We start from the raw sequence: 18,950 nt of genomic DNA, 5'->3' as shown, positions 1-18,950 counted from the left end.
GGATTCAGGAAAGGGAAAAGCGTCAGGCGGCCGTCCAGCCGCCATCGATAGGCAGGGTCGCCCCGGTGATATCGCGGCCGGTTTCGGCACAGAGAAAGACGATCAGCGCGGCCACGTTCTCCATGGCGACGAAGCGGCCGGTGGGCTGGCGCGCCGCCAGGTACTCACGTTCGGCGTCTTCGACGCGCTGGCCGGATTCCTTGGCGATGGCGGCGATCTTCGCGACGATGGCCGGGGTAGGCGCGGTGCCCGGCGCCACCGCATTGCAGGTGATCCCGTTGCCGGCTGTCTCGACGGCCAGCGCGCGCGTCATGCCGAGCAGGGCGGTCTTCGTCGTGACGTAGCCGATCCGATTGGGCGCGGCGCCGCTGCCATAGACCGACGACACGTTGATGATGCGCCCCCACTGCTGTTCCAGCATGCCCGGCAGCGCCAGCCGCGCCAGATGGAAAGGCGCGGAAAGATTGACTGCCAGGCCCTCGTCCCATTGCGCGCGCGGCAGGCGATGGGCCGGCTCGAAATGCCTGATCACGGCGTTGTTGACCAGGATGTCCAGGCGAGGCACGCGCGAAAGCGCCTCGGCGGCCATGGCTTCGATCTGGTCGACGTCACGCAGGTCGGCCGGCAGCAATTCGACGGGCACGCCATGCTTGCGCGCAAGGGTGTCGCGGGCAAGCCGGGCCGGACCATCGGCATGCAGGCAATGCATCACGATCCCGGCCCCCGCCGCCGCCAGTCCCTCGGCAATAGCGTATCCGAGGCCGGCCTCGGCGCCCGTCACCAGGGCATGGCGTCCGTGCAGCGGGGCGCTCATCGCGCGGCCTCCGGCATGACGTCCAGCCGGACGATCTTGCCTTCCAGGTCCGGCGAGGGCGCGGGATAGCGATGCATGACCTGTGGATCGTGGCCGGGAACGATGTGGTCATCGGAGTCGGCCAGGCTTCGCACGTAGCGGTATCCCTCAAGCATGTCGCCCACGTGATAGACGGCCGGAAACGGCGCGTCGTTGCCGATGTTGCCGTATAGGTGGCTGGCGTCGGAAGCCAGCACCACCCAGCCGCGGCGGGTCCAGACGCGCACGATCTGCAAGCCCGCCGTATGCCCGCCCACCAGATGCAGCGACAGCCCGGGCGCCAGCTCGCTGGAACCCTGGTGAAAGGCGACGCGGCCGGCGTAGAGCCGCCGCACGTATTCGACGATGTCTTCCACGTCGAAAGGATGGCGCAGCGGCGCGTGGCACATGCAGCGCCCCGTCGCATAGGCCGGTTCGGCGTCCTGGACGTGAAACGTCGCGTTCGGAAAATCGGCCAGCGTGCCGGCATGGTCGTAATGCAGATGCGTGAGGATGACGTCGCGCACATCCGTCGCCTGCACGCCCAGCAATGCCACGCCCTGCGCGGGCCGCATGAAGAGTTCGCGCCGCCGCTGCCGGGCCGCGGCCTCGCCAAAGCCGGTGTCGACCAGATAAATCTCGTCGTCGCGCCGCAATAGCCATACGTAGTAGTCCAGGTCGGACTCCGCATCGTGAAAGTCCACGTGGCCCAGATAGTTGTCGGCTGCGCGACGGCCCGAATGGCGCGCGTAGCGGATGGCGTACACGCTGAAAGGGGTGCAATTCAAGATGTCTCTCCCGCAGCTCCAGGCTTGCTTTTTTATAAATACAATAGGATTGTATTATAGTAATACGCAAAGCGGTGGCAAGTGGATGGTCCGGCGCCGCGTTCAATTAGTGGAGACAACCGTCATGGCATTGAGGCCAGAATTCCAATCCGAACAATTCCAGAAAGGCCTGGAGGTGCGTCGGTCCGTCGTCGGCAACGCCTACGTGGACAAGTCGCTCGACGGCGCCGACGACCTGACCGCGCCGCTTCAAAAGCTCGTCACCGAATACTGCTGGGGGGAAGTGTGGACCCGCGACGGCTTGGAGCGCAAAACCCGCAGCTTCCTGAACCTGGCGATGCTGATCGCGCTGAACCGGCCGAACGAACTGCGGCTGCACATGCGCGGCGCAATCAACAACGGCATCAGCCGGGAAGAGATCGTGGAGGTGGTGCTGCAAGCGGCCATTTACTGCGGCGTTCCCGCGGCGCTGGATGCCATGAAGGCCGCCCGCGAGGTCATCGCCGACATGGAAAAGGAAGGCGCCTTCTCCTGACGCGGCGCCCAGGCCGGCCTCGGGCCGGCGATGGAGCATTACCGGAAATACCGATACACGCCGGCTGCGACCTCAGCCGGCGTCATGACAACGACAGGGACGGAGACACAAGCATGAGCAAGGATTCGATCGCATTCATCGGCCTGGGCGCAATGGGGTTGCCCATGGCGCGCAATCTGGTCAAGGGCGGCTTTGCCGTCACGGGTTTCGACCTCGACGCCAACGCCCTGGACTCCCTGGAGCAAGCGGGCGGCAAGCGCGCCGCAAGCGCGCGCGCGGCCGCGGAGGGCGCCGGCCTGGTGATCGCCATGCTTCCGACAGCCGCGCACATCCGCGCCGCGCTGGAGGGAGAGGGCGGCGCGCTGGCTGCGCTCACCGACGCGTCGCTCTTCATCAATATGTCCACCATTCTGCCGCAGGAAACCGACGCCATCGCGGCGCTGCTGGCCGAACGCGGCCTGCGCATGCTGGATTCGCCGGTCGGGCGCTCGGCCATGGAGGCTGAACGCGGCACCCTGCTGATCCTGGCCAGCGGCTCCGGCCCGGACAAGGCGCGCGCGCAGGAAGCCCTGCTATGCATGGGCAACCAGATCATCGATTGCGGCGAAGTCGGCGGCGGCTCGCGCGTGAAGGTGGTCAACAACTTCATGGGGATTTCGCTCAACGCCCTGACGGCCGAGGCGCTGACGCTGGCCGAAGCCTGCGGCCTGAGCGTGGAGCTGGCGTTGCAGGTCATGCGCGGCACCATCGCCGGGCTGGGCCACATGAACATCACCTATCCGAACAAGGTGTTGCGCGGGGACCTGTCCGCCGGCTTCCAGGTCGACCTGGCCCACAAGGACCTTGGGCTGGCGCTGGAACTGGCCTCGCGCAGCCGCGCCTGCGTGCCCATGGGCAGCGCCGCGTACCAGTCCTATACCGCGGCACGAGCGCAAGGGCTGGGCGCGCAGGACTACAGCGCAATCTATCCGCTGATGCGCAGCCTGGCGGGGTTGCCGAAGGCCTTGCCCTACACCGTCGATACGCCGGTGAATGCCGATCCGTTCGGCAAGGCTGCGGCGCGCTGAACGAGGCCGCCCGCAGGCGGGGCGGCGGTCAGTCCGCCGCCTCGGTCAGCAGCGATTCCTGCAGGATGCCGATGGCCACGCTGGCGGCATTGCGCACGTGCAGGCTGCCCGCGACGCGGGCGGCCTTGCCGTCGCGCTTTTCCAGCGCACGCAGCAGGTCGGACAGTTCCGCCACGCTGTGCTTGGCGCGTCCCGGCGCCTGCATCGACGTCGAACGCAGCAGCATGACGCGCGAATTCAGCAGCCGCAGGGTATTGGTCAGCGCCTCGTTGCCGGCGCCATCCAGCAGCTGCTGATAGAAGGCGTTCTTGGCGGCGATCTGCTCAAGCGCGGTGCCCCGGGTCAGGGCGCGCTTGAGCCCTTGGAACGCCTCGCGCAGCGCGGCCAATTGCGCCTCGGTGGCGTGTTCTGCAAACAGCTGACAAGCCAGCCCTTCGAGTTCTTCGCGTACTTGGTAGATGCCGCGCGCCTGCTCCGGCGACAGGCGCTCGACCACCGGGCCGCGGTGCGGGATCACGATGATCAGGCCTTCGGATTCCAGTTGGCGCAGCGCTTCCCGCACCAAGGTGCGGCTGACGCCGGTCATCTCGCACAGTTCTCGTTCGGGCAAGCGCTCGCCCGCGCGGAACCGGCCGACCAGGATGGCGTTGCGGATGCTCTCGGTCACGCTGTGGCGCAGTACCGATGCAACGCGCTGGACCTTGAAATCGTCTTTTGGCTCTGCTTGGGGAGTCATGGATGTCATGCAAAAAGGTGTCCGGGGCGTAGCGGGCGCCCCGGATACCGCTGGGTACGCCCGTAGATCACTGGGCCTCTGTCTTGCCTAGGACCTTTCGGACACGGTCAAGGTAGGCAGGACCATCGAATCCGACTTGCTTGGCGCGCTTGTTCCAGGCGTCGTAAGCGGGTCCGATGTACTGGGGCTGCATCAGTTTAGCCCTTTCTTCATCCGGGGCTACCCAGAACGTCACGCCGTTCTTCTCCATGGCCTGGCGCGAATTGGCAACGAATTCGTCGTATTTTCCGAAAGCATCCTGCTGCACGGCGTCCATGGCGCCCTGGACCTGTTTCTGCACGTCCGCGGGCAATTTTTGCCAGCTTTCCGGATTGACCAGGATCGCCCAGCCATTGATCGGGCCCAGGCTCCAGTTCTGCACGTTCTTGGCAATCCGCCAGAACTCCAGCGACCCGCCGACGCAAGTGGAAATGAACAGGCCGTCGATGACGCCACGTTCCAGCGCCGGGAAGATTTCGGTAGTGGGCATGGCCACCGGCTTGCCGCCCAGCGCATTGACCACCTCGGCGGTCTGCGGGTTGTGCACGCGCAGGCGCTTGCCCTTGAAGTCCTCAACTTTGCGAATGGGATCTTTCGAGAACAGCTGCTGCGTGCACCAGGCGCCCTCGGCCAGCACGATCGCCCCCCACTTTTCCTTCCAGATCTTGCGCGTGTCCTCGCACCAAAAGGCGTCGCAGACCTGCTTGTATTCCTTGATGTCGTTGATCAGCCCCGGCAGGTTGAAGATGCCCATGCGCGGTTCGTCCGCCGCCAGATAGGTATGCAGGGCCGCGCTGAGGTCCACGCGGCCTTCGCGCACGGCGGTCGCCATCTGCGCGGGCGGAACGAGCGAATCGCTGACCGTGACTTTGACCTTGCCGCCGGTGGCCTTGGCCACGCGCTCGGGTACCGACGCCGTAAGGATCGAGTAGCCGTCGCCGGGCGAGGTAATCACCGCCATGGTCAGGTCATAGGTCTGCGCCTGTGCGGCCGCCGTCCATAGGGTGGCGCCCATGGCGACGGCCGCCGCGAGGGAGCGAAGCCGCGCGGGCGGGCGTATGGGTTGGTTCATGTTGCTCCTCCTGGATGATGCGCTTTGCGCTGTGTGAATTTATGAGCATTCAATCATACAATATGTCTATAATATCGTCATAACAACCCAGCGAGCGTCAATTCTCGATCAGGGAAAACACCATCGCGCACGACGCGTTGAGGAGACAGCAATGAGCACCATCGAGATGCCGGCGCAAGTTCCGGCGCAGGCCGCCGCGTCGCCCGGCGCCTCGCCCTATCCGCTGGACGGCCGGGCGGATTTCGGCCTCATCCGGGCCATGGCGGCCGTTTCACGCTGTTCCGGCGCCCTCGCGACCGCCGCGCTGCTGCTGATGGCGCTGTCGATGTGCTACGAGATCTTTTCGCGTTACGCCTTCAATTCGCCTACGTCATGGGCCACCGAGATCTCCGGCTACCTGCTGGTGGCCACCGTGTTCTTCGGACTCGCGGCGGCACAATCCTCCAACGCGCACGTCCAGGTCGAGCTCTGGATCGACAGGCTGTCGGCGCCCGCGCGCGTGCAGGCCGAACTGCTGGGGCAGTGGATGGCGCTGCTGTTCAGCGTGGTGCTCGGCTGGCAGATGGCCAGTTTCAACATTCGCGAGTACATCAACGACACGCGCGACTGGGGGTTGTTGTCCACCCCGCAATGGATCCCGCAGCTATCCGTCTCGCTGGGTATGCTGACGTTCTGCCTGTCCATCATGGTGGACCTCCACCGCTTGCGGCCGCCAACCGGGGCGCTGCGGCGCTGGCTGGCGCCCGCCGCGCTGGCCGCGATGACGCTGGCACTCGTGGGCATGGGCCCGAATGCGCTGCCGATCGCCGGCACCCGGTTCGACTGGGGCATGGCCGTGATCGCCGTGGCCTTCATCATCGCCATCTGGGCCTGGAGCGGCGCCGCCACGCTGACCCAATCGCTCCTCGTGATCGGCGGATGCGCGGTGCTCTACGCCCTGGCGCGCGGCCAGTCGCTGGGCTGGGTCGCCACACTGCTGGTGGCCAGCATGATGCTGTTCCTGTTTCTTGGCGTGCGCATCGGCGTCGCCCTCGGCATGGTCGGCCTGCTCGGCGTGTACTTCCTGCTGTCGCGTCCCCAGTTGTCCCTGCTGGCCGAGCGCGCCTGGAGCAACACCAACACCTTCACGCTGACCGCGGTGCCCATGTTCATCTTCATGGGTGGCTTGCTGCTGCGCAGCGGCATCACCTCGGGCATGTTCGACGCGCTCGTGCGCTGGTTCGGCCGCGCGCCTGGCGGCCTGGCGCACGCCTCCGCGGGCGCGTCGGCGATCTTCGCCGCCGTGTCCGGCTCCAGCCTGGCCACGGCCGCCACGCTGGGTAAAGTGGCCTGCCCGGACATGATCCAGCGCGGCTACAGCCCGCGCCTGACCTACGGCGTCGCGGCGGCCGGCGCCACGCTCGGCATCCTGATCCCGCCCAGCATCCCCATGATCATCTACGGCACCACCGTCGGCGCCTCGGTCACGCATCTCTTCCTTGCCGGCATCATCCCGGGCCTGCTGCTGATGGGCTTCTTCATGGCCGGCGCGCTCGTCTGGGCCCTGACGGTGCCGGGCGCGGCGCCCCCCGCGCGCGCCTACACCATGCGAGAGAAACTCAGCGCCTCGCGCAGCATGGTGCCGTTCGTGGCCATCATCGGGGCGGTGCTGGGTTCCATGTACGCGGGTATCGCCACGCCCACCGAGGCGGCCGCCATCGGCGCGGTCAGCGCGTTCCTGCTTTGCCTCGCGCGTCGCAAGCTGAGCTGGAGCGCCTTGGTGGATATCGCTTTCGACTCCGCCAAGGTCACCGCCTTGCTTCTGCTGATCGTCGTGGGCGCGGGCATTTTCAGCTGGGTCTTCGACTACCTGCGCCTGCCCCGCGAAGTCGTCAATCTGATTCAGGGCGCCGATCTGTCGCCGGCATTGGTGGTCGCGGCGATGGTCCTCATTTATTTGGTCCTGGGCATGTTCGTCGAATCGATCGCGATGATGCTCATGACGCTGCCGGTTACCTATCCCATCGCCATGTCGCTGGGCCTGGACCCGATCTGGTTCGGCATCTTCCTGGTGCTGATGATCGAATTGGGCCTGATCACCCCGCCGGTCGGCATGGTGCTGTTCGTGCTTCGCAGCATGAACGAAAAGGCCCGGTTCGGCGACATCATCCGCGGCGCCTTGCCGTTCGTGCTGATCATCCTGCTCTTCCTTTGCCTGATCTACGTCTTCCCGCAGATCGTGATGTGGCTTCCCGACCGAGTGAAATGAACATGACCCAAGCCGCCGTCCCCGATGCCGTCCAGCCCTCCGCGCAACTGGCGCGCTTCGTCGCCGAGTCCACGTGGGACGACATCCCCCAGCCTGTGCGGCATGCCGCCCGCCGCGCCCTGCTGAATTTCTTCGCCGTGGCGCTGTCGGCGGCGCGCACGCCTTCGATGGATATCGCCGTGCGCACCTACGCCCGCTTCTCGGCGGGTCGTGACGCCAGCCTGGCAGGACGCCCCGATCGCGTCGACGCGTTGAATGCCGCCGCGCTCAATGCCATGGCCGCCAACGTATTCGACTTCGACGACACGCACCACCCCACCATCATCCACCCGACCTCGCCGATCGCGCCGGTCCTGTTCGCGCTGGCCGAAACCCGGCCCCTGACCGGACAGCAACTGCTGCATGCCTTCGTGCTTGGCGTCGAAGTGGCCTGCCGCATCGGCAACGCCATCTCTCCCGAACATTACGCGCGCGGCTGGCACATCACCTCCACCTGCGGCGTGTTCGGCGCGGCGCTGGCCGCCGCGCGCGCGCTGGGCCTGAACGCCAGGCAGAACCTGGATGCTCTCGGCGCCGCGGCGGTGCAGGCAGGCGGGCTGGTCGAAGCGCTGGGCACCGGCGCCAAGAGCATCAGCGTGGGCAACGCGGCGCGCAACGGCCTGCTGTCGGCCTTGCTGGCGGCCGAGGGCTTCGACGGCCCGCCCCTGCCGTTGGAAGGCGAGCGCGGGTATCTGCGCGTCGCCGGCGAGAACCCGCGACTGGACGCCATCACCGGTCACCTCGGCCAGCGTTGGGAGTTGCTGAACAACGCCTACAAGCCCTACCCCTGCGGCGTCGTGCTCAACCCCGTCATCGACGCCTGCCTGGAACTGGCGGCCGATCCACGCATCGCCAACGGCGGCTGGACGGGCATCGCGCGCATCGAGCTCACCGGCCACCCGCTGCTGCGGCAACGCACGGACCGCCCGGGCGTCGCCAGTGGGCGGCTGTCCCAGGTCAGCGCCCAGCACGCCGTCGCCGTGGCGCTGATCCGGGGCCGCGCCGGCTTGCCGGAATTCTCGGATGAAGCCGTCGCCGACCCCGCCTTGCGCGACCTCGGCGCGCGGCTCGTCTTCCGCGACGCCCCCGCCATGTCGGTCGACGCCGTCGAGGTGCGCATCGACTTCGCCGATGGGGCAAGCCTGCACCGCGAGGTCGCCACGCCGCGCGGCTCCCTGGCACGCCCGCTCGAAGACCGCGAGATCGAACAGAAGCTTCGCGATTTGGCGCGCCACGGGCAGGTCGAGATCGACGTCGACCGCCTCATCGACTCGGTCTGGTCCCTGGAGACTGCCGCCGACGCTGCCCTGCCGATGCGCCTGTCGGCCTCGTTTTGATAGCAACACATCAAGGAGAAGACAAGAATGAAAAAGAAGATCATCGGTGTCCTGGTCGCAGCGCTGTGCGGCACGAGCGCCGTTCACGCTGAATTTCCCGAAAAGGCAATACGCATCGTCGTACCGTTCGCCGCCGGCGGCGGTGTCGATGCGCTGGCGCGCCCCTTCGCCAAGGAACTGGGCCAGATCCTTGGCCAGAGCATCGTCGTCGAGAACAAGCCCAGCAACACGGGCCAGATCGGCGCGACCGACATCGCCCGGGCCAACGCCGACGGCTACAGCCTGCTGCTCAGTTCGGCCGCGTTCGGCACCACGCCGGCCTTTTACCCGCAGGTTCCCTACAACCCGATCAAGGACTTCAGCCCCGTCATGATCATGGCCGCCGCCCCGCAAGTGCTGGTGGCCAGCAAGAAATTCAATGCCGGCAGCCTGCAGGACGTGCTGGCCCGCGCCAAGCAGTCGGACAAGATCAACTTCGCGCTCAGCGCCAGTACCGGCATCCAGGCGCTGGCCACGGCGATGCTCGCCCAGCAGGCGAAAGTCGACTTCATGAAGATCCCGTACAAGGGCGCCGGCGCCGCCTTCGTCGACCTGATCAGCGGCGAAGTCGATCTCATGATCGACAACCCCGCTTCCTCGCTGGTGCATGTGCGCTCCGGCAAGCTGCAAGTGCTGGCGACCACCGGCGCCAAACGCATGGACATCCTGCCGGACGTCCCCACCATCGCCGAAACCCTGCCCGGCTTCGAGGCCCGCAACTGGTTCGTCCTGGCCGCGCCAGCCGGCACCCCCGCCGCGGTCATCGACAAACTGAACGAGGCCTCGCGCCAGGCGCTCAACTCCCCTGCCATGAAGGAAATGCTGGCGCGCGACGGGCTCGACCTCATTGCCGACCGCCCGCCGGAGGCGGCGACATTCCTCAAGGCCGAAGTCGAAAAATGGGCCACGCTGGTGAAGACGTCGAATCTTCAAGCGCAATAGGGCGTGCCGAGGGTGAGCGCAAACCGCATCGGTGGCGCCAATGACAAAGAGGGCCGCATTTCTTGCGGCCCTCCGAAAGATGCAAACGACGTCGGGGCGGCGAGCTTATCGCCGGCGCCCCCTCATTCCACCGTCACGCTCTTGGCGAGGTTGCGCGGCTTGTCCACGTCCGTGCCGCGGGCGCATGCCGTGTGGTACGACAGCAGCTGCAGCGGGATGGTGTGGAGGATGGGCGACAGCTTGCCGTAGTTCTCGGGCATGCGGATCACGTGCATGCCTTCGGCGCTCTGGATCTTGCTGTCTGCGTCCGCGAACACGTAGAGTTCGCCGCCGCGGGCCCGCACTTCCTGCATGTTGGACTTCAGCTTCTCCAGCAGTTCGTCCTTGGGCGCGATCGTGACGACGGGCATGTGCTCCGTCACCAACGCCAGCGGACCGTGCTTGAGTTCGCCGGCCGGATAGGCTTCGGCGTGGATGTAGCTGATTTCCTTGAGTTTGAGCGCGCCTTCCAGGGCGATCGGGTAATGCATGCCACGGCCCAGGAACAGGGCGTTTTCCTTGGAAGCGAAGCGATCTGCCCAGGCCATGATCTGGGGCTCCAGCGCCAGCACCGAGCCGATGGCCACGGGCAGGTGGCGCAGGGCCTTCAGGTGGTCGGCTTCCTGCTCGTCGCTCAGGCGGCCGCGCACTTGCGCCAGCGCCAGCGTCAGCAGGAACAGCGCCGTCAGCTGCGTGGTGAAGGCCTTGGTGGACGCCACGCCGATTTCGACGCCGGCGCGCGTGATGTACGACAGCTTGCACTCGCGCACCATGGCGCTGGTGGACACGTTGCAGATGGTCAGCGTGTTTTCCATGCCCAGCGAACGGGCATGCTTGAGCGCGGCCAGCGTGTCGGCGGTTTCGCCGGACTGCGAGATGGTGGCCACCAGCGAGCGCGGATTGGGCACGCTGTCGCGATAGCGGTATTCGCTGGCGATTTCCACCGCCACCGGGATCTTGGCGATCGATTCGATCCAGTACTTGGCGGTCAGGCCGGCATAGTAGCTGGTGCCGCAGGCCAGGATCAGCAGGGAGTCGATGTCCTTGAAGATCTTGTAGGCGCCGTCGCCGAACAGTTCGGGCGTAATGGACTCGATGTCTTGCAGCGTATCGCCGACCGCGCGCGGCTGCTCGAAGATTTCCTTCTGCATGTAGTGGCGGTAGGGGCCCAACTCGGCCGCGCCCGTATGCACGTGCACGGTATGGACTTCGCGCTGCACGTTCTTGCCGCTGGCGTCCACGATCCAGACGCGCGAGAGCTGCAGGTCGACGACGTCGCCGTCTTCCAGGTAGATGATCTGGTCGGTCGTGCCGGCCAGGGCCAGCGCGTCCGACGCCAGGAAGTTCTCGTTCTGGCCCACGCCCACCACCAGCGGCGAACCCTGGCGCGCGCCGACGACGCGGTGCGGCTCGTCGCGGCAGAACACGGCGATGGCGTAGGCGCCATGCAGGCGGCGCACGGCGTTCTGCACGGCTTCGAACAGATCGCCGGCGTACAGGTGGTTGACCAGGTGCGCGATTACTTCGGTGTCGGTCTGGCTTTCGAAGACATAGCCCACGGCCTGGAGTTCGGCGCGCAGCTCGTCGTGGTTTTCGATGATGCCGTTGTGGACCAGCGCGATGCGCGGCTCGTCGTTGCCCAGGCGCGAGAAGTGCGGATGGGCATTGTGGGTGGCGGGCACGCCGTGGGTGGCCCAGCGGGTGTGGGCGATGCCGGTGAAGCCCTGCAGCTTGTCCTGCGCGACCTGCTCGGCCAGCTCGGCCACGCGCTGCGTGCTGCGCGTGCGGCGCAGATGGCCATCGGCGTAGACGGCGACACCGCAGGAATCGTAGCCGCGGTATTCCAGGCGCTTGAGGCCTTCAACAAGAATCGGGGTGATGTCGCGCTGGGCGACGGCGCCAACAATGCCGCACATAGGAAGTGCTCCGGTAAGTTCGTGTACCGACGCATTGTGCTCGCCCCGTCAAGAAATTTGATTTCTTTATCCGCCTATATATGTAAATTAATTCCCTTACATAAATGTGATTAAATAATCTTTCTTCAGATTAACGTATGTGAAATTTATCGTGCATAGCACCCCAATTTCGCTGCCAGAACTGGATGATCTGGACCGGCGAATTCTTGAACAGTTACAAGAAGACAGTTCGCTGACCAACCAGGACCTGGCGCAGCGCGTGCACGCGTCGCCCCCGACCTGCCTGCGGCGGGTCCGCCGGTTGGTGGACGAGGGAGTGATCGACCGGCAGGTGGCGATCCTGTCGGCGGAGAAGCTGGGCAGCACGCTGACCGCCATCGTGGAGATCACGCTGGACGTGCAGGCGGCGGAACGCCTGGACGAGTTTGAACGCAGCATGCTGACCGAGCGCGCGGTGCTGCAGTGCTACCGCGTGTCGCCGGGGCCGGATTTCGTGGTGATCGCGCAGGTGAAGGACATGCCGGCCTATCACGCGCTGGTGCATCGGGCGTTCACCGCCCAGGCCAACGTGCGCAACGTGCGCACGTTCTTCTCGGTGCACCGGGCCAAGTTCGAAACCCGGATAGACGTCCGGGCCTGAGGCCCGCGCCCCGGGGATCAGCGGCGGGCGAGCAACCGCTCGAATTGCGCGAGATAGCGGTTGCCCATCTTCTGCACGTCGTGCTCGTTGCGGACGTATTCGTAGGCGCGCTCGGTGATTTCCTGGCGGAAGGGCGCGTCGTCCAGGCAGCGCGCCATGCCTTGCGCCATGGCCTGGTAATCGCCCACGGCGCACAGCACGCCGCGCCCGTCGGCCAGGCTCTCCTTGAGCCCGCCAGCATCCGTGGACACGACCGGCACGCGCTGCAGGAAGGCGTCCAGCACGCTGCTGCCCAGGGCCTCTTCCTCCGAACTCATGACGAACACGTCGAGAATGCTGTAGAAATCTTCCACGCCCTTGCGGAAGCCGGCAAAGCGGTAGACGTCCTCGATTCCCAGCTTGCGCGCCTCGTCCTTGGCCTGCGCTTCGCGGTCGCCGCCCGCGCCGAAGTGCAGGAACACGAAATCGCGCCGCGTCCTGGCCAGCTCGCCCACGGCGCGCACCAGCGTCACCGGGTCCTTGTCGCGGATCAGCGCGGCGGAAGTGGCCATGACCTTCTTGCCGGCGAGATCGAATTCGCGCGCCAGGCTGGCGACGTTCTCGGCGTTGATTTCGTGGGGCTCGACCGCGCTGCGGATGATGACGGGCTCGATGCCCAGGCGGCGCGGTTCGCTCGCGGCCATCTCGCTGATCGCCACGAACAGGTCGGCATGGCGCCACTTGAAGCCGGTTTTCCATTCGTCGCCGGGCTTGACCACGAACGACGTGCGGCGGGAGAAGGCCACCGGACGACGGTGCAGCCATTTGGTCAGCACGGCCCAGGTGATGGTGTTGGCAGTCTGCGCATGGACGATGTCGTAGCGGCCGGCGCCGGCCAGGAAGGCCAGCTGCCCCGGCACGTTGCGGCAGGTATGGGCGACGAAGCCCTCCTGGCGGGCACGCTCGGCCAGCGGCGCGCCCTCGCGGCACATCACTTCGACCTCATGCCCGGCCTTGCGGAACGCGCGCATGCAATACAGGGTCTGCCGCTCGCCGCCGCGCCAGCCCTTCTCGAAGTTCAGCTGCAGTATTTTCATGCGCGACCGATGCCGGAGTACTCGAAGCCCTGGGCGCGCACGTCGGCCGGCGTGTAGAGGTTGCGGCCGTCGATGATCAGCGGCGTCTTGAGCAGGGCCTTCACGCGGTCGAAGTCGGGCGCGCGGAACACCTTCCACTCGGTGGCGATCAGCAGCGCGTCGGCGCCGTCCAGCGCGTCGTACATATCGCTGGCGAAGCTGATGCCCGGCTTGCCCGCCAGCACGCGGCCGGCTTCGTGCATGGCCACCGGATCGTAGGCGCGGACTTCGGCGCCGCGGCGCGTCAGCTCGGCGATGGCGGTCAGGCTGGGCGCTTCGCGCATGTCGTCGGTGTTGGGCTTGAAGGACAGGCCCCACAGCGCGATCTTGCGCCCGCTCAGGTCTTCGCCCAGGCGTTCGACCAGCTTTTCGGACAGGCGGAATTTCTGGGCGTGGTTGGCGGCCTCGGCTGCCTCGATGACCCGCATCGGCAGGGCATTTTCCGCCGCGGTGTTGACCAGCGCCTGCACGTCCTTGGGAAAGCAGGAGCCGCCGTATCCCGCGCCGGGATAGAGGAAGTGGTAGCCGATGCGCGGGTCGGCGCCGATGCCGCGGCGCACCTGCTCGATGTCGGCGCCCAGCCGCTCGGCGAGGTTCGCCATTTCGTTCATGAACGAAATGCGCGTGGCCAGCATGGCATTGGCCGCGTACTTGGTCAGTTCGGCCGAGCGCACGTCCATCACCATCAAGCGGTCGTGCGTGCGCTGGAACGGCTCGTAAATGCGGCGCATGACGCCGATGGTGTATTCGTCGTCCGCGCCGACCACGACCCGGTCCGGGCTCATGAAATCGTTGATGGCGGCGCCTTCCTTCAGGAATTCGGGGTTGGACGCCACGCTGAAGGGGATATCGACGCCGCGCGCGGCCAGCTCCCGGGCGACGACCTCGCGCACCTTGTCGGCCGTGCCGACCGGCACGGTGGACTTGTCCACGATCAGCTTGCGCGCCGTCATGTGGCGCGCGATGTTCTGCGCGGCCGCCAGCACGTACTTCAGGTCGGCGGAGCCATCTTCGCCGGGCGGCGTGCCCACGGCGATGAACTGCACGTCGCCGAAGGCGACGCTTTGCGCCACGTCGTCGGTGAAGTGCAGGCGGCCCGCCTGCACGTTGCGGCGCACCAGGTCTTCGAGGCCCGGTTCATAGATGGGGATGCCGCCCTGGCGGAGCAGGGCGATCTTCGCCGCGTCCACATCCAGGCACATGACGTCGTTGCCCATGTCGGCCAGGCACGCTCCCGACACCAACCCCACGTAACCGGTACCCACGACCGTGATCTTCATGCCTGCACGCCTTCAAAATAGGTAAGCTTCGCGCCCGGTATCCGGAACCGGGCGTCGGCAGCCATTATAGAAGCGGCCGCCGGCCCGGGCCCGGGTCCGGGGCCATTGCCCCGGCAGCCGGGCGTCGCCGCCCCTTCGCCCAGGGCCTGTTCCCCCTGAAAGGAGCCTCGCACAGGCCCTAGGGCTTCAGCTTGCTGAAGCGGACGGTGTTGACCACCACCGCGAGGGCGGCGCAGATGGTCCCCAGCACCAGGGCCAGCCCCGGGCCGTGGGCCAGGCTGACGCTGAACGCGATCGCGACCAGCGCGGTGCCGAAGCTCTGCCCGAACACGCGGGTCGTGGCCTGCAGGCCTCCGGCGGCACCGCTGCGCGAGCGCGGCGCGGCCGACAGCATGGCGCGGTTGTTCGGCGTCTGGAAGAAGCCGAAGCCCATGCCCGCCACGAACATCCCCGCGATGATGGGCCAGTTGCTCACCGTGGCCGGCAGCACCGCCAGCCACAGCATGCCGACCACCATCGTGGCCGCGCCCGCGCCGCTCAGGGTGGCGGCCGAATAACGGTCGGACAGCCGCCCCGCCAGCGGCGCGATGATGGCGGTGCCCACCGGCCAGGCGCCCATCAGCATGCCCACTTCCAGATAAGGCCGGCCCAGCACCTGCTGGAAATAGAACGGCAAGGACACGTACGACGCCATCTGCGCCGCGAACGTGCAGGCCGACGCGCCCACGGCGAAGGCCAGCGGGCGGATGCGCAGCAGGTCGACCGGCACCAGCGGCATCGGCTGCCGGGTGGCGCGGCGCACCAGCACCAGCCCGGTCACGGCCGAAATCGCGACCAGCCCGATCCCGCGCAGCAGGTCCTCGCCCATCATGTCCACGCCGGAGATGAACACGCCCAGGGTGAGCATGCACAGCAGGGCGCTGATCCAGTCGAGCTTGACGTTGTTGCGCGGCACTTCCGGCAGGTGGCGCAGCCCCAGCATCGCCAGCACGCAGATGGGCAGGTTGACCGCGAAGATCCACGGCCAGGGCGCCACCGACAGGATGGCCGAGCCGATGGTCGGGCCCAGCACCGACATCACGGCCACCGTGGTGGCGTTGATGCTGATCCCGCGGCCCAGCAGCTTCAGGGGATAGATGTTGCGCACCAGCCCGCCGAACATGCACATCAGGGTGGCGGCGCCGATGCCCTGGAACACCCGCGCGGCCGTCAGTTGCCACAGCGTGCCCGCCAGGGCGCACCCCAGCGAGGCCAGCGTGAACAGCATCAGTCCGAAGGTGAACATGCGGCGAAAGCCGATGCGTTCGGCCAGCGCCGACAGCGGCAGCAGCATCGTCACCACCGCCAGGTTGTAGGCGTTGACGACCCAGACCGCCTGGGCCGGCGAGGCGTTGAGGTCGACCGCGATGGTGGGCAGCGCGACGTTGGCGATGGTGGTGTCCAGCACCGACAGGCTGATGCCCGTCATCACCGTGGCCGCCGCCCAATACCGCCGGGGCGTCGGCAGGCCGTCGGGCGGGGCGGGCTTGGCGCCGCCGCCCGGCGCCGGGTCTTTCTCGCCCGTCACGATTTCTTGACCGGGCGCTGCCAACCGTCGACGGTGAGTTGCTTGGGACGCGAGACGGTCAGCTTTTCAGCCGGCGCATCCCGGGTCAGCGTGGTGCCGGCGCCCAGCGTGGCGCCGCGGCCCACGCGCACCGGCGCCACCAGCTGCGTGTCCGAGCCGATGAAGGCGTCGTCCTCGATGACCGTGCGGTGCTTGTTCACGCCGTCGTAGTTGCAGGTGATGGTGCCCGCGCCCACGTTCACGCGCGCGCCGATGTCGGCGTCGCCGATGTAGGCCAGGTGGTTGGCCTTGCTGTCCTCGCCCAGCACGCTCTTCTTGATCTCCACGAAATTGCCCACGTGGCTGCGGTCGCCCAGTTCGGCCCCCGGGCGCAGGCGCGCGTACGGGCCGACGCGGGCGTCGCGCCCGACCTGGGCCTGCTGCAGATGGCTGAACGCCTCGATGTGCGTGCCCGCGCCGACGCTGACGTCGCGCAGCACGCAATGCGGGCCCACGCGCACGCCGTCGGCCAGCGTCACCTGGCCCTCGAACACGCAGCCCACGTCGATGAACACGTCGCGTCCGCAGGTGAGCGAGCCGCGCACGTCGAAGCGCGCCGGGTCGGCCAGCGTGACGCCGGCTTCCAGCTGGCGGCGGGCCTGCTCGCCCTGCCAGCGGCGTTCCAATTCGGCCTGCTGCACGCGGCTGTTCACACCCAGCGTTTCCCAGCCCGCGCCGGGCTGGGCCGCGCCCACGGGCACGCCGTCGGCCACGGCCAGGCCGACCGTATCGGTCAGGTAGTACTCGCCCTGCGCATTGTTGTTGTCGATGCGGGACAGCCAGTCCTTCAGCTTCGCGGTGGGCGCGCTGAGGATGCCCGTGTTCACTTCCTTGATTTCGCGCTCGGCGTCCGAGGCGTCCTTGTGCTCGACGATGCGGCACACGTTGCCGCGCTCGTCGCGCAGGATGCGGCCGTAGCCGGTGGAATCCGCCAGCACTTCGGTGAGCACGGCGGCGCCGGCGCCGCGGGCTTCCAGCAGGCGCTTGAGCGTCTCGGGCTGCACCAGCGGCACGTCGCCATAGAGCACCAGCGTCACGTCGTCCTTGCCATCGCCTTCGAGCAGCAGCGGCACCGCCTGTTGCACCGCGTGGCCGGTGCCCTGCTGGGGCTGCTGGAGCGCGAAGTGCAGGTCCGCCTGGCCTTCGAAAGCCTGCTTGACGCGCTCCGCCCCGTGGCCGACCACCACCACGATGCGCGCCGGTTCGAGCTGGCGCGCGCTGTCCAGCACGTGGGCCAGCATCGGTTTGCCCGCGAGGGTGTGCAGCACTTTGGGAAGATCGGACTGCATGCGTTTACCCAGTCCGGCGGCAAGAATCACTACATTAAGCATAAGTTCCACAATGTTTGGGACGGCCTGGCGGCCTCGCGGCCGTCCAGGGCATCGATTGAAAGAGGGGGGCTAGCTCGCGGCCGGCCCCGTTTTCTTGCTGGCCTTGGCCGCGCCGCGGGAAGCGGCGGGCTTGCGGGCCGCCGGCTTGGCGCCCGGGGCCTCGGCCTTGGACGCTGCTTCCGGCTTCGCCTTGGCCGAGGTGTCGGCGCCCGGCGCGGCCGGCATGGAAGCGGCGGTGGCGGCGGCGATCTGGTTGAACTGCTGCTGCAGCAGGTCCCACCATGCCTTGGAAGCCGATTGCGCCGCGGCGCCCATCTGCTCGCTCATGCCCGGCGCGGCGGCCGGCGGCTCCTGCGCGGCGTCCTGGCCGTTTTCCGGCGCCTTGGGCGCGGAGGCGGGCTTGGGCGCGGGCTTCAAGCCCAGGACGACCTCCAACGGCGACGCCGCGCCGCTCTCGCGCACGGAGGCCATGTCCATATTGGCCGCGCTGTCGACGAAGGCGCGCAGGGTGCTGATGGTGGAGCGCTGCACTTCCATGCCCTGGATCGTGCTGGACAGCATGCTCAGGTTCATGCGCAGCCAGTTTTCCACCGAGCGCAGTTCCGCGATGCGGCGGTCCAGGTCTTCCAGGTTCATCGGGGGGGCCATCGGCAGGCTGCTGGCCAGGCCTCCCGGCCCGGTCAGGCCCGCCCAGGCCTGCCGCATCATTTCCATGCTGGCCAGGAGCGGGTTGCCCGACAAGTCGGAATGCTGGCCCATGCCGGGTAGGACGAACGGATTCGTTTGTTGGTCGCTCATTCCTGGTCTCCCCAAAGACAGATGATTGCCTGCGACGCCGGGCTCACCCCGGCAGCAGCTGGTTGTTCTCCACGCGCACGTGGTCGCCGGACGCAAACGCGAACGGCTGGGCGCTGCGGAATTGGCGCGCGCTGCCGTCGTTCATGCGCACGGTGAGCTCATAGTGCGTCACCGTTTGTTGCTGTCTGATATTACGCTCAACTTCACGGCCTGCCAAAGCACCCCCGACCGCGCCCAGCACGGTCAAGGCCGTCTTGCCGCTGCCGCCGCCGAACTGGTTGCCCACGACGCCGCCAGCCACGCCGCCGGCGATGGTTCCGACCAGATTGTTGCTCTCATCCTTTACGGGTACCTGGACTTGGCGAATGGTCTCGACCACGCCGCAGTTGGCGCAAGCCTGCTTGGCCGGCGCAGGGGCGGGCGCCGGCGCCGGTGCCGACGCCTGCGGCGCGCGGGCCGGCTGCGCAGGCGCCGGGCGAGCGGCCTGGGCGGGCGCGCTCGGCGCAGGCGGGACCGGCAGCGGCGCCAGGTTGGCGTCTTCCGGGCCGGCC

Annotated in this window: 17 protein-coding genes; 6 read left to right on the top strand and 11 right to left on the bottom strand. The window is 67.3% G+C overall.

Going from position 1 to position 18,950, the window contains the following annotated elements; all coding sequences use genetic code 11:
- Positions 1–22: 22 nt before the first annotated feature.
- Together ADE01S_RS26905 and ADE01S_RS26900 are read right to left on the bottom strand one after the other, a co-directional pair.
- Positions 23–814, bottom strand: a complete 792-nt coding sequence (locus ADE01S_RS26905; RefSeq protein WP_082775905.1) for an SDR family oxidoreductase — start codon at positions 812–814, stop codon at positions 23–25.
- On the bottom strand, positions 811–1,620 hold the full coding sequence (locus ADE01S_RS26900; RefSeq protein WP_062684833.1) for an N-acyl homoserine lactonase family protein: 810 nt from the start codon (positions 1,618–1,620) through the stop codon (positions 811–813). The genes ADE01S_RS26905 and ADE01S_RS26900 overlap by 4 nt, the downstream gene beginning before the upstream one ends.
- A gap of 124 nt (positions 1,621–1,744) precedes the next feature.
- On the opposite strand from ADE01S_RS26900, the gene ADE01S_RS26895 reads away from it, so the two are divergent.
- Complete coding sequence (locus ADE01S_RS26895) at positions 1,745–2,155, top strand: carboxymuconolactone decarboxylase family protein (RefSeq protein WP_062684832.1); 411 nt, start codon at positions 1,745–1,747, stop codon at positions 2,153–2,155.
- Between the two features lie 113 nt (positions 2,156–2,268).
- A complete protein-coding gene (gene yihU, locus ADE01S_RS26890) occupies positions 2,269–3,222 on the top strand; it encodes a sulfolactaldehyde 3-reductase (protein ID WP_062684831.1) in 954 nt (317 codons plus the stop codon).
- 28 nt (positions 3,223–3,250) lie between these two features.
- Here yihU and ADE01S_RS26885 read toward each other — a convergent pair whose 3' ends face one another.
- Both ADE01S_RS26885 and ADE01S_RS26880 read right to left on the bottom strand, forming a co-directional pair.
- Positions 3,251–3,958, bottom strand: coding sequence for a GntR family transcriptional regulator (locus ADE01S_RS26885; RefSeq protein ID WP_075873457.1), 708 nt, complete (start codon positions 3,956–3,958; stop codon positions 3,251–3,253).
- Between the two features lie 67 nt (positions 3,959–4,025).
- On the bottom strand, positions 4,026–5,012 hold the full coding sequence (locus ADE01S_RS26880; RefSeq protein ID WP_305954978.1) for a TRAP transporter substrate-binding protein: 987 nt from the start codon (positions 5,010–5,012) through the stop codon (positions 4,026–4,028).
- Positions 5,013–5,220: 208 nt separating this feature from the next.
- On the opposite strand from ADE01S_RS26880, the gene ADE01S_RS26875 reads away from it, so the two are divergent.
- The 3 genes from ADE01S_RS26875 to ADE01S_RS26865 are packed head-to-tail and all read left to right on the top strand — an operon-like array spanning position 5,221 to position 9,674.
- Positions 5,221–7,317 carry a TRAP transporter large permease subunit gene (locus ADE01S_RS26875; RefSeq protein WP_062684828.1) on the top strand — a complete coding sequence of 699 codons (2,097 nt, stop codon included), beginning with the start codon at positions 5,221–5,223 and terminating at the stop codon, positions 7,315–7,317.
- Positions 7,314–8,693 (top strand): MmgE/PrpD family protein, encoded by a 1,380-nt coding sequence (locus ADE01S_RS26870; protein ID WP_062684827.1) that lies wholly within the window; start codon positions 7,314–7,316, stop codon positions 8,691–8,693. The genes ADE01S_RS26875 and ADE01S_RS26870 overlap by 4 nt, the downstream gene beginning before the upstream one ends.
- 27 nt (positions 8,694–8,720) lie before the next feature.
- Positions 8,721–9,674 carry a tripartite tricarboxylate transporter substrate binding protein gene (locus tag ADE01S_RS26865; RefSeq protein WP_062684826.1) on the top strand — a complete coding sequence of 318 codons (954 nt, stop codon included), beginning with the start codon at positions 8,721–8,723 and terminating at the stop codon, positions 9,672–9,674.
- Positions 9,675–9,796: 122 nt separating this feature from the next.
- On the opposite strand, the gene glmS is transcribed toward ADE01S_RS26865, so the two are convergent.
- A complete protein-coding gene (gene glmS / locus ADE01S_RS26860; RefSeq protein WP_062684825.1) occupies positions 9,797–11,629 on the bottom strand; it encodes a glutamine--fructose-6-phosphate transaminase (isomerizing) in 1,833 nt (610 codons plus the stop codon).
- Positions 11,630–11,780: 151 nt separating this feature from the next.
- Here glmS and ADE01S_RS26855 point away from each other — a divergent pair, with 151 nt between their 5' ends.
- On the top strand, positions 11,781–12,269 hold the full coding sequence (locus tag ADE01S_RS26855) for an Lrp/AsnC family transcriptional regulator (RefSeq protein ID WP_062684852.1): 489 nt from the start codon (positions 11,781–11,783) through the stop codon (positions 12,267–12,269).
- A gap of 17 nt (positions 12,270–12,286) precedes the next feature.
- On the opposite strand, the gene ADE01S_RS26850 is transcribed toward ADE01S_RS26855, so the two are convergent.
- From ADE01S_RS26850 to ADE01S_RS26825, 6 genes are all read right to left on the bottom strand, one after another.
- Entirely contained in the window at positions 12,287–13,345 is a 1,059-nt protein-coding gene (locus ADE01S_RS26850; RefSeq protein ID WP_062684824.1) for a glycosyltransferase family 4 protein, read from the bottom strand.
- Entirely contained in the window at positions 13,342–14,664 is a 1,323-nt protein-coding gene (locus ADE01S_RS26845; protein WP_062684823.1) for a UDP-glucose dehydrogenase family protein, read from the bottom strand. Before ADE01S_RS26845 ends, ADE01S_RS26850 begins: the two co-directional genes overlap by 4 nt.
- Before the next feature lie 178 nt (positions 14,665–14,842).
- Positions 14,843–16,231: an MFS transporter gene (locus tag ADE01S_RS26840; protein WP_062684822.1), complete on the bottom strand. Its 1,389-nt coding sequence runs from the start codon at positions 16,229–16,231 to the stop codon at positions 14,843–14,845.
- Positions 16,228–17,601 (bottom strand): bifunctional UDP-N-acetylglucosamine diphosphorylase/glucosamine-1-phosphate N-acetyltransferase GlmU, encoded by a 1,374-nt coding sequence (gene glmU, locus ADE01S_RS26835; RefSeq protein WP_062684821.1) that lies wholly within the window; start codon positions 17,599–17,601, stop codon positions 16,228–16,230. Before glmU ends, ADE01S_RS26840 begins: the two co-directional genes overlap by 4 nt.
- Before the next feature lie 69 nt (positions 17,602–17,670).
- Positions 17,671–18,399: a PhaM family polyhydroxyalkanoate granule multifunctional regulatory protein gene (locus ADE01S_RS26830; protein WP_062684820.1), complete on the bottom strand. Its 729-nt coding sequence runs from the start codon at positions 18,397–18,399 to the stop codon at positions 17,671–17,673.
- Between the two features lie 43 nt (positions 18,400–18,442).
- Positions 18,443–18,950: outer membrane lipoprotein (locus ADE01S_RS26825; RefSeq protein WP_062684819.1), on the bottom strand; the 508-nt coding region annotated here is incomplete at its 5' end.

Source organism: Achromobacter denitrificans NBRC 15125, assembly GCF_001571365.1.
In the GTDB taxonomy this organism is placed as follows: Bacteria; Pseudomonadota; Gammaproteobacteria; order Burkholderiales; family Burkholderiaceae_B; genus Achromobacter; species Achromobacter denitrificans.
Note: the sequence above shows the minus strand (reverse complement) of the source record. Positions and strands in the feature narration are given on the sequence as shown.